Here is a 13,654-nt window from a genome sequence, read left to right as displayed (position 1 = left end):
CAATCTTATATACTATCAATTATATGTTAAATATAGAAGCAAGCAATCAATAAGCCGAGTTCTGTTCCGCTTGCGCGGTGACGATTATCTTTCTAGGCGTACAGTCGCCTGCACGCTCGAGCGACACAACCCGGAAGGTAGGCGGGACCACCCTTAACCCTTCCCTATTCGGTCTTGCTCCGGATGGGGTTTACCAAGCCAGCCTGTTACCAGACTGCTGGTGAGCTCTTACCTCACCTTTCCACCCTTACCACTTACGTGGCGGTTTCCTTTTCTATGGCACTTTCCCTAAGGTTACCCTCGCCAGACGTTATCTGGCATCCTGCCCTATGGAGCTCGGACTTTCCTCGAGTCTTATAGACTCGCAACCGTCTTTCATACTTGCTTCAATTCAGTTTATCATAGCTAACAATTTGTTGCAAGAAAATGCATCATTACACAAAGAAGAAATCATTTTGTTCTGTGAAAGCTTTCACAGGAACAGTAAACCCTGCAGAGATTAAATAGTCACACAAACCACGCGCCACCATAGACTCAGTTCCAAAATGACCCGCATCAACTACGAGCAAACCCAACTCCTTAGCCATTTGCGCCTCATGATACTTCACATCACCTGTAATATAGGCATCTACATGTAATCGAGCAGCATCTTTAATAAATTCAGCACCTGCTCCGGAGCATAGCGCAATGGATTGAATTGTTTCTGGCGCAACACCGGCAAAGCGAATATTGGCATCAGGCAAAGCCTCTTGTACCCATTCACGGAAAGAATCTAAGTTTAATGCATTAGGCAAGCGACCTACCCGGCCTAGATATTGAGTTGAACTAGTAGGTTCAACTATATTTAAAACCTCATAAGCCACCTCTTCATACGGATGAGCTGATTTCATAGCCGCTACGACTTCGCTTAAATGTGTACCATCGACTATAGCATTTACTTGTATCTCAGGAGCCACTGTCAAAGCACCAGCTGACCCAATGACAGGATGAGAATCTTCATTACCAACAAAGCGCCCTTCCCCATGGATACTGAAACTACAATACTCATAATTACCAATTCGGCCTGCCCCTGCATCGCCCATCGCCATACGAACCGCATCAGCCGAGCTTTCAGGTACAAAGGTGGTCACCTTATAGAGCACCTCTTCACCAGTTTTAATAAAGCCCTTAATATCTGTGAGGCCCAATTGTTTCGCCAACATATCATTGAGACCGCCTGGTGCAATATCAAGATTTGTATGTGCACTGTATACGGCAATTTTATGTTGAATCAGCTTATTAATCGTACGCCCTTGAGCAGTATCACATGATATCTGTTTCAACCCTTTAAAGATTAATGGGTGGTGACTAACAATTAAATTACAATTTTGTTCAATAGCATATTCTACGGTTTCTTCTGTTACATCTAACGTAGTCACTACACCTGTAACAACTACATTCCGATCGCCCACCATGAGTCCTACATTATCCCAAGACTCTGCATACGAATGCGGTGCTAATTGCTCCATCAAGGTAATAACTTGTTGAACTGTTATCATACAACTCACTTCTTTCTATTTATTCTCTAAAAGATTACGAAGAAAATTAACTTCCTGCTCTAAATCCTGATATTTATCAGTATAACTTAATTTCTCTGTCATATCATCTAATGCACATTGTCGTTGATATATTAAATACTCTATATATTTCATCCAAAGTGGTGGTCTATCTTGTTCCAATAAAGCCCCTACAGACCACAACAAGGAATCTTCCGGTAACGCTTGATAAACATCTATATATTCAGTCATACCTGTATAAGCTTCTACACAATCATTGCGTACTGCTAAAAACGCTGTATAGAGCTTACCAGCATCTTCTACAATGATTTCTAAAACGATAACATATCTCTTCTGAACCATGTATTGACGCAATTCTTTTTGTCCATTCTGTGGTTGTAGTACATAGAACTCTAATGGTTCTGGGCCTGCATCTACAATATCTCGCATTAAGAAGCCACCCATACCACAACAAATAGCACCGTTCAACTCGCCCTTTTCTGTCACTTTAAGACCATCGCCTAAACGACAATCTACTTTAGCGGCTAATCCACAAGACTCAATATATGCTCTTGCAGATTCTAATGGGCCTTTATGCACATCCCCGGCAATGACATATTCAGCGCGTTGACGATTGATGAGCTCTACCGCTAAATAGCCGTGATCGGTACCGATATCGGCAATGGCATGAGCCTTAGGTACGATTGAGAATACCGCTTCTAGGCGGTCCATCATAGGTCTAGGTTCCATAACATCCTCTACTATTACTAATTATATATTACTAACTATTCATTCTTAATTCTTAATTCTTAATTATTTATTCTTGATTATTTTTTGCTTATTTTATGCTTATTTATTTACATATTTGTTCTCGTTTATTTATTTCTAAACATAATACTATTCAAAAATAAGCTTTGTTAAGTTACAAAAACAAATGATTTACATATAAAAATAACCGCCCTTGAAATCTCAAGGACGGTAGATATCAACATAATGGTGGGCCCACCTGGGTTCGAACCAGGGACCGACCGGTTATGAGCCGGTTGCTCTACCCCTGAGCTATAGGCCCTCAGTTAGTTTCTAGCTTATTAATTATACCGAATAGACTATCATTTAGTCAAGGCAACTCAAATCTTAAGACTCTTTCATTAGCATAAAACGGTGAATCATATGATCTTCGTTAAATACGCCTTTAGTAGTTAGTGTAGTCGTTTGGCTATCTGTAGATTTAATACCTCGTGCACTCATGCAGCTGTGAGACGATGTAATGTGCACAATAACATCATCAGACCCTGTCGCTAAAGAAATTACTTCCGCAATATCTTCACCAATTTTTTCTTGTAGTTGTAAACGCTTGCAGCACATTTCAGCTATGCGGGGAATCTTAGATAAACCTATGACACGACCTTTTGGAATGTACCCAATACTGATACTCATATCATACATCAATGCCATATGATGTTCACAATGAGAGAAGCAAGTAATATCCTTTACTACTACCATTTGATTTGTATCTACAGCGAAGGTCTTACCATACATTTCTGCAATCTCAGCATTTGTATACTGAATTCCTTCATATACCTCTTCCATCATTTGAGCCACCCGTTTCGGTGTTTCTAACAAACCGTCCCGATTAGGATCCTCACCTAATGCTTCTAACAACTGATATATAAGCGATTCTATTTTTTTTGTATCCATATTTACCCCTTTATATCAAGATTTCATCAGACCTCATATCATACTATGCATTAGAAAAGATACTGACACTACACATCCTAACAATACTATACACCCTTTGCATCTGGATCCCAGACAAATTTATGGATTTGTAGTTGGAATCGTACATTCTGCAAATTATATGTTTTCATATAATCGATAATCGATGCCGCCTCAATCTGTCCCCATACAGGCGATACATATATTTGAGCCACTGTAGGATATTTACTAATTATGCGACGCATACAATCCAAATCTTCTGGAGAGCCAACGACAAACTTAATCAAATCACGTTCTGTAGCCACCTTGAATATATCTATATTCATAGACTCTTCGGCTAAAGAGGACGGCGTTTTATAATCGTAGGTAAACCACACATTATCTCTATGAAAGCTCGGTACAATCGTGCCATTTGTTTCAATATTGAAATCATAAGGACTATTATTAGGCCTCTCTCGTTTATCTACATCATTAATACGAGTTAAATCACTTTGACTTGATGGATTGTCTTGTATCTTTAAAGCCTTCCGACGATTTAATTCATCAATTAACTCTACAACAGCAGCTTCTTGTAATAGAGGCTCCCCACCAGTAATAGTAATGCGATGATTGCCTAAGCTTTCAATAACATCAGCCACCTCAGCTACAGTCATCTCTGTGAAAACACTATCAATGCCGTAGCTATAAGTCGTGTCGCAATAGAAACAGCGAATATTGCAATCATGGAGGCGTAAAAATGTAGTCAACAAGCCTTGCCGACTGCCTTCCCCATCAATAGAGGCAAAAATCTCAATCACGTTCATAAATAGCTGTGTTCCCTTCAGATTCTTGAACCTCTACTTTAAAGCATTTTGGGCCCAATTCATCAGCAATCCATTTTGCCATATTCTCCGCAGTGGGATTAATGTCGCCTAGTACATCGTTGATATGGCGATGATCCAAGCGACCATGAATTTTTTCTTTAATAATCGTAAAGTCGATGACCATCCCGTTATGATCTAACTCTTCAGAACGAGCATGAACTGTAATAATCCAGTTATGCCCATGAAGATTTTGACATTTACTCGGATAATCTAGTTGTAATTGATGAGATGCACTCACCTCTAACCGTTTAGTAACTGTAAACATTATATCTCCTATCCATCACATAAGCTTTCAACTTATATCTATTACATAAGACTTATCGCTATTACATGAGACCCTTCTCTACTACATAAGTCTTATCATAAAATGCTTTTTATTGTAAGATATTATTATTTTTTATTATAACACAAAAGGGTTGTAATACAGTGCTATACAACACTGCATTACAACCCTTAAGAGTTTCAAAATATTATAAGAAGTCTTTGATTTTATCACGTTTACCGCGGTTGCGCAATTTAGTAAGCGCTTTACCTTCAATCTGACGAATACGTTCACGTGTAACATTAAAATGTTGACCAACTTCTTCCAATGTACGAGGCTTACCATCCTTCAAACCAAAACGTAAAATCAATACTTGTTGCTCACGATCAGTTAAACATGTAAATACATCTTCAATCTGCTCTTGCAATAAAATATAGCTAGCTGCATCGTCTGGAGCAATTGCATCTTGGTCCTCGATGAAGTCCCCTAAATGGGAATCTTCCTCTTCACCAATCGGAGTTTCCAAGGATACTGGCTCTTGGGCAATTTTCTGAATTTCACGCACCCGCTCTACAGTAATTCCCATACCTTCAGCAATTTCTTCTGGCAATGGCTCGCGACCTTTATCTTGCAACAATTGTCTAGAAATACGAATCAATTTATTAATTGTTTCTACCATATGTACAGGAATACGAATCGTACGAGCTTGGTCTGCAATAGCACGCGTAATCGCTTGACGAATCCACCAAGTAGCATATGTAGAAAATTTATAACCCTTAGTATAGTCGAATTTATCTACCGCTTTGATTAGACCTAAGTTACCTTCTTGGATTAAATCCAAGAACAACATACCGCGACCTACATAACGTTTCGCAATACTTACAACTAGTCGCAAGTTAGCATCTACCAATTTTTTCTTAGCCTTTTTGCTAAGTTGAATATCCTTATATGTAGCATCCTCTTGTGCACCAGCTTCGATTTGCTTAGCTAATACGATTTCTTCGTCAGCTGAAAGCAATGGTACGCGACCAATTTCTTTTAGGTACATTCGTACAGGGTCATCGATATTAACACCAGAATCAACACTTAAATCGATAGAAATTTTCTTCTCGCTAGAAACTTCGTCTTCATCTTCATCCGTTTCAATTGTATGACTATCTGTATCATCAGCATCAATATCTGCCACAATCTCAACATTCAATTTACCCAAAGTCGTATAAATATCATCTAATTGTTCCGCAGTAATTTCCGTCTGCTCATGAAGAGCATCTGAAATCTCGGATTGTGTCAACACACCGCTCTTACGGCCTTTTTCAAGAAGTTGCTCAACAATCTCCTCTATTTGACTTTTTTGTACTTTCTTAGCCACAGCGCTCTCCTTTTTAACCATTAATGATTTACTTAGACCATTCTCTAATTAAATTCTGTATTTCCTGACACTTATGTAATTCGCTAATAAACGTCGAATCTCCTGCTCGTTTTAATTGATCCGCCATAATTGAATGCGCTTTATACTGTTCACGCAATGAATGGAGCCTTATCTTGCGGATTAATGCAGGCACTTGTACCTTGTATTCATCGTCACTCATGACGACCAACCTAGAGTAAATATCGTATTCTTGAGAAGATAAAACAGATTGAATTGCAGTTTCATCTAGACGACCTTCGGACTTATACAAGGTGAATAGCTTTTCTATTATACCTCGATATTCAATTTTTTCAAAGTCCTCTAATGGCAAATAGCTCATCATATGTTGTAATACTTCGCCATCTGTGAAAGCTAAGGACAATAATTTTTCCGCATCCCCCTTTGGTAAATCCTGTGTTGGCAAAGGTGTTGATGCAGTATCCACTAATTCAATTTGTCCTTTTTTCACATAATCTCTAAAGTATCTAAAAATAGTACTATTATCAAGCCATAATGGCAATGCCAATGTTTTTAAAGCATCATCTCTCTGTGTTTGACTATCTATATTTGCAATATATGGGAAAACATCTGTCATAACAGCCTGCTTCCCTTCTGTATCATTTGTATCGTGTTTAATCAAAGACTCACTTAATAGATAATCAAGAGGTTTAACAGCTTTAGCAACTAACTCCTTAAATGCCTGTCCCCCATGATTACGCACATAATCATCTGGATCTTTACCGTCTGGCATGGCAAGGACACGCACCTTAAAATCCGTATTTTGCAATAATTCAATAGCCCTAGCAGCCGCTTGACGACCAGCACCATCCATATCATAAGCTAACACGATTTCTTCAGCTTGCCTCATCAAGATATGCCCATGATCTCTTGTATAAGCAGTCCCCAATGATGCGACTACATTAGTAACACCATGATTATGAGCGGATATAACATCCATATAGCCTTCTACAAGAATAGCTTGTTTTTCCTCACGAATAGATTTATAAGCCTTATCAAAAGCAAATAGAAGTTTACCTTTTTCAAAGATTGATGACTCTGGAGAGTTTAAATATTTTGGTGTACTGTCATCCATAACACGTCCACCAAAAGCAACTACTCGCCCTTTACCATCCATAATGGGGAACATAATTCTATTTCTGAAGAAGTCATAAAATTGACCCTTTTGGTTCTTTCGGACAAGATTCAACTCTAAAAGAATGGAATCATCAATGCCACGGTCATGAAAGGCACGATATAACTTATCCCAACCATCAGGGGCAAAACCAAGCTTAAATGTTTCTATGGTCGCTTGTGTGAGTCCTCGCTTTTTCAAATAATCTAATCCCACTTTACCAATAGAAGTTTGAGTAAGACAGTTATGGAAAAAAGTAGCCGCTAAATCAGAAGCTTCATACAGTTTTTTGCGTCTTTCATCTCTAGCTCTTTGCTCAGGTGAAAGTTTCGCCTCTGGCAATGGAATATTAGCTCGATTAGCTAGCCGCTCTAGGGCTTCTACAAAGGTTAAATGCTCTAATTCCATAAGAAATTTAATAGCATTTCCTGATGCATGGCACCCAAAGCAATAATAAAAACCCTTTTCAGGGGCTACACTAAAGGATGGCGTTTTTTCATTATGAAATGGACAACAACCCCAATAGTTCTTGCCGCGTTTCTTTAAGGCTACATGCTCGGATACAACTGACACGATATCATTAGCATCTTTGATTTGTTCAATCAACTCATTTTCAAAATATCGGCTCATAGCCAACGCCTCCTTCCCCATATATATATATTAATTCTATATACAAATAAAAAATCCTCTATTTGTAAAGCATTTCAATCAATTAAATTATTAAAAAAGTATAAATAACTTGATACGAATCATAGGAATCATCATCTACAACGCAATGTACATGATGATTCCTATACGCCGTATATAGCAATATATAATTACCGAAACTTTGATAACAATAGGCTGCAATGAAAACATTGCAGCCTATACTTATCGCTTATAGCATATTATTTTGCGTAATCCACAACGCGAGTTTCACGAATAATTACGACCTTAATTTGGCCTGGATATTCAAGTTCTGACTCGATGCGTTTTACGATATTCCGAACAAGTAATGTAGACTCAGCTTCATCAATCTTATCCGGTTTTACTACAACGCGAATCTCACGACCGGCTTGAATAGCAAAACATTTTTCAACGCCTTCGAAGGATTCAGCGATTTCTTCCAATTTAGATAAACGTTTTAAGTAGTTTTCTAATGTTTCTCGACGTGCTCCTGGACGGGCAGCGGAGATAGCATCAGCGGCAGCTACTAATACAGCTTCTACGGTTTGGAACTCTTCATCACCATGATGAGCACCAATACAGTTAATTACTGCTGCACTTTCACGATATTTACGAGCCACATCAACACCGATTTGAACATGAGAACCTTCAAGTTCACGGTCTAATGCTTTACCAATATCATGAATCAAACCACCTCGTTTAGCCAAAGTTACATCACAGCCTAGTTCAGCTGCCATTAAACCTGCTAAATGAGATACTTCAATGGAATGTTTCAATACGTTTTGACCATAACTAGTACGATATTTCAAACGGCCCAAAATCTTAACAATTTCAGGATGTAAGCCATGAACATCAGCTTCAAATGTCGCTTGTTCACCAGCCTCTTTAATAGTTTGGTCCACCTCTTTACGAGCTTTACCAACCATTTCTTCAATACGAGCTGGATGGATACGACCATCTACAATCAATTTTTCCAGCGCAATACGAGCCACTTCACGACGAATTGGATCGAAGCCGGAAAGAATAACTGCTTCTGGTGTGTCATCGATAATCAAATCAATACCTGTTAATGTTTCGAGTGCACGAATGTTACGGCCCTCACGACCGATAATGCGCCCCTTCATTTCATCATTAGGCAATGCCACTACGGATACGGTAGTTTCCGCTACATGGTCAGCTGCACAACGTTGGATAGCAGAGGAGATAATTTCTTTCGCTTTTTTCTCCGCTTCATCCTTAGCTTGCTGCTCCATTTCCTTAACCATAATCGCCGTTTCATGACGGATTTCTTGTTCCACATTCGTTAACAAGATATTTTTTGCTTCTTCGAACGTCATGCCAGAAATACGTTCCAATTCTGCCATTTGTTTTTCATACAAAGCTTCTACCTTTTCACGGCTTTGGGCTAAGTCAGCTTCTTTGCGATGTAAAGCTTCCTCTTTGTGCTCAATATTGTCTAATTTTTTATCCAAAGATTCTTCTTTTTGAAGAATACGACGTTCCATACGTTGAAGTTCAGAACGACGATCTTTATTTTCTCGTTCTACATCAGAACGGAGCTTATGAATTTCTTCTTTCGCTTCTAATAAAGCTTCTTTCTTTTTAGACTCAGCTGTGCGTTCACCATTTGCAATGATGCGAGCAGCCTCTTGTTCAGCTTGATTCAGTTTTCCTTCAGCAATATTTTTTCTTAAAAAATAGCCTACCCCTAGTCCAATCAGTACCATTACCACTGCAATTAGACTATACTCTAAAATTTCTTTCACCTCCTTTTTATTTCTCAAAATTGAGCTTTCATGCTCCTTTTTATGCCCTTTATGCATTAAATTATCAATTAGCCATATCATCATATAAATAAATAAGGCTATTATTAATTTTAGACTTCAAAGCCCTTTCTGTCAAGATTTTACAAGCCTACCAAGGCCTCTCAAAAAGCAGAATTTATTCATAAAAATCATTGCATACAACTTGAATTGTGCTTGTTGAGAACCCCCTGTATTTGAGAAAACTAAAAACTTTTACCCGAGGAGTCTTCTCTTCATTGAGAATAGATCCAAATTTTTTCTCTACCACCCGATAAGCAGCTTTTACCTCATCATAAGCAGAAATTTCTTGAGGAATCGCAAGTCCTCGAATTTTCATTTTTTGCTTAATCATATAAGCACCGTATTTCTGTTCTTTCATCAAATAGGTTAATACTTGCTCAGATAAACGTTCATCATTAATGTAATCATAATCTCTAAGGCGCTCAAGGACCCTCTCAATGATAGGGTCCTCGAATTGTTTACGTCTCATTTTTTGCGTCAGCTCATAAGAACTAAGGAAGCGCTGAGCTAGGAAGCGATACGCTTGATCCATAGCAGCTTGCATCGTTTCGTCACTCATGATTATACTTCTTCAGTTACTTCTTCACCGATTACATCGATTTCTTCAGTGCCAACAGCCAATGTATCACGAATAATGCGATCGATTTCATCAGCTATTTGTGGATTCTCTAACAAGTATTGTTTAGCCGCTTCCTTACCTTGCCCCATACGTTCCCCATTATAGGAGTACCAAGCACCAGATTTATTAATAATTTCCATATTTGTACCAATATCAATAAGTGTGCCAGTTTTAGAGATACCTTCGCCATACATCAAATCAAATTCAGCTGTCTTAAATGGAGGTGCCACCTTATTTTTGACAACTTTGACTTTTGTTCGAGCGCCAACATTTTCGTTGTTTGCTTTAATTAATTCCCCTTTACGAACATCAAGTCGTACGGAAGAATAGAATTTCAACGCACGACCACCAGTCGTTGTTTCAGGATTACCGAACATAACACCTACTTTTTCACGCAATTGGTTGATGAAGATAACAACTGTTTTGGATTTACTGATGATACCAGTCAATTTGCGCAAAGCTTTACTCATCAAACGAGCTTGTAAGCCTACGTGAGCATCGCCCATTTCGCCATCGATTTCCGCTTTAGGCACCAAAGCCGCTACGGAGTCAACTACAACGATATCTACTGCACCACTGCGAACAAGAGCTTCTGTAATTTCTAGAGCTTGTTCTCCATTATCTGGTTGAGAAATCAACAAATTATTGATGTCTACCCCCAAGTTGCGAGCATATACAGGATCCATCGCATGCTCCGCATCAATAAATGCCGCAATACCACCTTGTTTTTGAGCTTCTGCTACAGCGTGAAGAGCGACTGTTGTTTTACCAGAAGATTCTGGACCGTAGATTTCAATTACACGACCACGAGGGAAGCCACCTACACCAACAGCAATATCGATAGCAAGAGAACCAGAGGAAATCACCTCTACATTCATGCGATCTGCCGCTTCACCAAGACGCATAATAGCACCTTTACCAAAATCTTTTTCAATTTGTTTTAACGCGTTATCCAACGCTGCTTGTCTGCCATCTACAGCCATTATTTTATTTCCCCTTTTCTGTTATATAAGTATAAACATAGTATAGTGCTAGCTCTGCCGCACTTTGTCTAATATCTTCTCGATTGCCAATTAAATTAGCTTTATGGGCCACTGTGCCATATGGACCAGTAACACCAAACCATACAAGACCAACAGGCTTTTCTCGAGTACCACCTCCAGGACCAGCTATGCCTGTCGTAGAAACAGCATATGTTGTTTGGCCAACAGTTCGTGCCCCCTCTGCCATAGCCTTAGCCACTTGTTCACTAACAGCGCCATACGCATCTAACATATCTTGTGGTACACCTAAAACACGATGTTTCACATCATTACTATACGAAATGACACCACCCATATAGTACTCACTACTGCCACTGACATTAGTCAGTAATTTACCAACCAATCCTGATGTACATGATTCAGCAGTACTAATAGTACTATGTTCCTCTAACAAGGTTCGACCTAATGTTTCCTCCATAGAAATTGTTAAGTTGCGCCCTATGCGAGAGCCTAAGCGTTCTCGTATGATTGCATCCCAAGGATTAAGCAGGTCTTGTGCCGCTTCTAATGTTTCAGCCTTAGCAGTGATGCGAACCTCAATGTAGCCCTTTTTAATGAGCAAAGCTATGGTCGGATTAGATTGCTTCTTAATTAGATCCATCAAGGTGCTTTCTAAATCAATTTCTCGAATATCATATACGCCATAACGATAGGATGTAACAACACCTTGAGAACCAAATCGGCCATTTAAATAAGGAACTACGCTCTCTTGGAACATGCCCTTCATTTCTCCAGGAGGTCCAGGTAAAAGTATGTACGTAGTGTCGTCATCTTCAACGACTACACCTGGAGCAACTCCAACAGGGTTATATAATACTTTCGCCCCTTCTGGTAATTGTGCTTCTCGCCGACTCGCATCGGGTATAGTACGGTTTACACTTTTAAAGAATCTTTCAAGCTCGTTCATGGCCTCTTGATTAAACACAATAGGTCTGCCAATTGAATCGGCAAGTACATTACGTGTAATGTCGCCCTGCGTTGGTCCTAGCCCACCAGTACTAATAACGATATCAGCCCTTGTACTAGCGAGCTGAAAAACTTCAGCCATTCGTTTCGGATTATCACCTACCACCGATTGATGGGCAATGGTATATCCTAATTTATTTAACTCTTGTGCTAGCCAAGATACATTCGTATTTACTGTATCACCTAGCAATAATTCTGAACCTGTAGAAATAAGTTCTACAATCATCAGATCACCTCCACAATCGAATGTATCGAACTGTGTATTATTCTACAACCGTAGCTACTACATCATAAGCAAAGCCTTGCTCTACTTGTACCTTAAGAATATCACCAGGTTGAATGTCTTCACCGCAGTCTTCAATGTACATATTACCATCTACATCAGGTGCTTGAGATTTCAATCGACCTTTTGCAAGCAAGGTGTTATTCTCGCCTTCTTCGATTTCCTCTACCATCGCATAATCAATGGTACCTTCTAAATTGCGATTATTCTCTTCAGAGATAGCAGCTTGGATGGACATAAGAACGTGATAACGCTCTTCTTTGACCTCTTCTGGTATTTGGTCTTCACGAGCACCAGCTGGTGTACCATCTTCTTGAGAATACGTAAATACGCCCATATTATCGAATTTGATTTCTTTTACAAAGTCACAAAGTTCCTCAAATTGTTCATCTGTTTCACCAGGAAATCCAACGATGATAGAGGTGCGCAATGTAATATGAGTCGGTGCATTTCTAATCTTCTTAAGCAAGCGCTCAATATCATTGCGATCGTCTCGGCGATTCATTTGTTTCAAAATATCGTTATTAACATGTTGCAATGGAATATCTACATATTTACAAAGCTTTGGCTCATTAACGATAATATCTAACAATTCATCAGAGAAAAATGTCGGATATAGGTATAGCATGCGAATCCATTCTATGCCTTCTACAGTTGTTAATTCTTTTAACAATGTCGTCAATAATGGTTTACCAGCATTAAGGTCGATACCATAGCTCGTTGTATCTTGAGCGATAAGGACAACTTCCTTAACCCCTGTCGCAGCCAATCGTTCCACTTCAGCCTTAATAGACTCGATAGTACGACTACGGAATGCACCGCGTACCTTAGGAATAATACAGAATGTACACCCATTATTACAGCCTTCTGCAATTTTTACATATGCACTATAACGAGGTGTTGTTTGAATACGAGGCATGCGTTCATCATAGATATTCGTAATATTTTCCATGATACAACTGCGATTGCCGTGCTCAATAGCATCAACGGCTACCATAACTTGATCCCATGCACCGGTACCGATTAATGCATCAATTTCAGGAATTTCTTGGAATAATTCATCCTGATATTGTTGGCTAAGACAACCTGCTACGATAAGGCCCTTACAAGTACCATCCTCCTTATATTGGGCAACCTCAAGGATGGTATTTATAGACTCAGCCTTAGCTTTTTCAATAAAAGTACAGGTATTTACAACGATAAGATCTGCTTCGCTTAAGTCTTCTGTAATCGAATAGCCATTATCTCTCAATAAGCCTAACATTACCTCTGTATCTACTAAATTTTTAGCACAACCTAGGCTAACATATCCTAATTTTTTCCCCATTCTATATC

The 13,654-nt window shown here is 39.1% G+C and carries 12 protein-coding genes, 1 tRNA gene and 1 other RNA gene; all 14 read right to left on the bottom strand.

Features of this window, described 5'->3' with window-relative positions; translation table 11 throughout:
- Positions 1–34: 34 nt before the first annotated feature.
- Positions 35–385: RNase P RNA component class A (gene rnpB, locus E7L28_RS00985), an RNA gene on the bottom strand.
- Between the two features lie 49 nt (positions 386–434).
- Entirely contained in the window at positions 435–1,538 is a 1,104-nt protein-coding gene (locus E7L28_RS00980) for a Nif3-like dinuclear metal center hexameric protein (RefSeq protein WP_316691956.1), read from the bottom strand.
- Positions 1,539–1,553: 15 nt separating this feature from the next.
- Positions 1,554–2,285 carry a tRNA (adenine(22)-N(1))-methyltransferase gene (locus E7L28_RS00975; RefSeq protein WP_195394652.1) on the bottom strand — a complete coding sequence of 244 codons (732 nt, stop codon included), beginning with the start codon at positions 2,283–2,285 and terminating at the stop codon, positions 1,554–1,556.
- A 244-nt stretch (positions 2,286–2,529) separates the two neighbouring features.
- Positions 2,530–2,604, bottom strand: a tRNA-Ile gene (locus E7L28_RS00970).
- A gap of 65 nt (positions 2,605–2,669) precedes the next feature.
- The gene (gene folE / locus E7L28_RS00965; RefSeq protein WP_316691955.1) at positions 2,670–3,233 is read right to left on the bottom strand and encodes a GTP cyclohydrolase I FolE; all 564 of its coding nucleotides are present in this window, start codon (positions 3,231–3,233) and stop codon (positions 2,670–2,672) included.
- An 86-nt stretch (positions 3,234–3,319) separates the two neighbouring features.
- On the bottom strand, positions 3,320–4,054 hold the full coding sequence (locus E7L28_RS00960; RefSeq protein WP_024061961.1) for a 7-carboxy-7-deazaguanine synthase QueE: 735 nt from the start codon (positions 4,052–4,054) through the stop codon (positions 3,320–3,322).
- The gene (queD, locus tag E7L28_RS00955) at positions 4,041–4,379 is read right to left on the bottom strand and encodes a 6-carboxytetrahydropterin synthase QueD (RefSeq protein ID WP_012864569.1); all 339 of its coding nucleotides are present in this window, start codon (positions 4,377–4,379) and stop codon (positions 4,041–4,043) included. Before queD ends, E7L28_RS00960 begins: the two co-directional genes overlap by 14 nt.
- A 205-nt stretch (positions 4,380–4,584) precedes the next feature.
- Positions 4,585–5,745 carry an RNA polymerase sigma factor RpoD gene (gene rpoD / locus E7L28_RS00950; protein WP_004696398.1) on the bottom strand — a complete coding sequence of 387 codons (1,161 nt, stop codon included), beginning with the start codon at positions 5,743–5,745 and terminating at the stop codon, positions 4,585–4,587.
- A gap of 28 nt (positions 5,746–5,773) precedes the next feature.
- Positions 5,774–7,546 (bottom strand): DNA primase, encoded by a 1,773-nt coding sequence (gene dnaG / locus E7L28_RS00945; protein WP_316691954.1) that lies wholly within the window; start codon positions 7,544–7,546, stop codon positions 5,774–5,776.
- Positions 7,547–7,803: 257 nt separating this feature from the next.
- Positions 7,804–9,405 carry a ribonuclease Y gene (gene rny / locus E7L28_RS00940; protein WP_004696400.1) on the bottom strand — a complete coding sequence of 534 codons (1,602 nt, stop codon included), beginning with the start codon at positions 9,403–9,405 and terminating at the stop codon, positions 7,804–7,806.
- 118 nt (positions 9,406–9,523) lie between these two features.
- Positions 9,524–9,967, bottom strand: coding sequence for a regulatory protein RecX (locus E7L28_RS00935; protein WP_316691953.1), 444 nt, complete (start codon positions 9,965–9,967; stop codon positions 9,524–9,526).
- 2 nt (positions 9,968–9,969) lie between these two features.
- Positions 9,970–11,010: a recombinase RecA gene (gene recA, locus E7L28_RS00930; RefSeq protein ID WP_004696404.1), complete on the bottom strand. Its 1,041-nt coding sequence runs from the start codon at positions 11,008–11,010 to the stop codon at positions 9,970–9,972.
- Between the two features lie 4 nt (positions 11,011–11,014).
- A complete protein-coding gene (locus E7L28_RS00925) occupies positions 11,015–12,262 on the bottom strand; it encodes a competence/damage-inducible protein A (RefSeq protein WP_316711395.1) in 1,248 nt (415 codons plus the stop codon).
- Positions 12,263–12,299: 37 nt separating this feature from the next.
- Positions 12,300–13,646, bottom strand: coding sequence for a 30S ribosomal protein S12 methylthiotransferase RimO (gene rimO, locus E7L28_RS00920; RefSeq protein WP_004696407.1), 1,347 nt, complete (start codon positions 13,644–13,646; stop codon positions 12,300–12,302).
- Positions 13,647–13,654: the final 8 nt, after the last annotated feature.

It is taken from the genome of Veillonella parvula, from assembly GCF_032575955.1.
GTDB classification, from domain to species: Bacteria; Bacillota; Negativicutes; order Veillonellales; family Veillonellaceae; genus Veillonella; species Veillonella parvula_J.
Note: the sequence above shows the minus strand (reverse complement) of the source record. Positions and strands in the feature narration are given on the sequence as shown.

Bases quoted from the DNA above. Each gene is read 5' to 3' on its own strand.
- E7L28_RS00980 (WP_316691956.1), bottom strand. From the start codon at position 1,538: ATGATAACAGTTCAACAAGTTATTACCTTGATGGAGCAATTAGCACCG.
- E7L28_RS00975 (WP_195394652.1), bottom strand. From the start codon at position 2,285: ATGGAACCTAGACCTATGATGGACCGCCTAGAAGCGGTATTCTCAATC.
- folE (WP_316691955.1), bottom strand. From the start codon at position 3,233: ATGGATACAAAAAAAATAGAATCGCTTATATATCAGTTGTTAGAAGCA.
- E7L28_RS00960 (WP_024061961.1), bottom strand. From the start codon at position 4,054: ATGAACGTGATTGAGATTTTTGCCTCTATTGATGGGGAAGGCAGTCGG.
- queD (WP_012864569.1), bottom strand. From the start codon at position 4,379: ATGTTTACAGTTACTAAACGGTTAGAGGTGAGTGCATCTCATCAATTA.
- dnaG (WP_316691954.1), bottom strand. From the start codon at position 7,546: ATGAGCCGATATTTTGAAAATGAGTTGATTGAACAAATCAAAGATGCT.
- rny (WP_004696400.1), bottom strand. From the start codon at position 9,405: ATGCATAAAGGGCATAAAAAGGAGCATGAAAGCTCAATTTTGAGAAAT.
- E7L28_RS00935 (WP_316691953.1), bottom strand. From the start codon at position 9,967: ATGAGTGACGAAACGATGCAAGCTGCTATGGATCAAGCGTATCGCTTC.
- recA (WP_004696404.1), bottom strand. From the start codon at position 11,010: ATGGCTGTAGATGGCAGACAAGCAGCGTTGGATAACGCGTTAAAACAA.
- E7L28_RS00925 (WP_316711395.1), bottom strand. From the start codon at position 12,262: ATGATTGTAGAACTTATTTCTACAGGTTCAGAATTATTGCTAGGTGAT.
- rimO (WP_004696407.1), bottom strand. From the start codon at position 13,646: ATGGGGAAAAAATTAGGATATGTTAGCCTAGGTTGTGCTAAAAATTTA.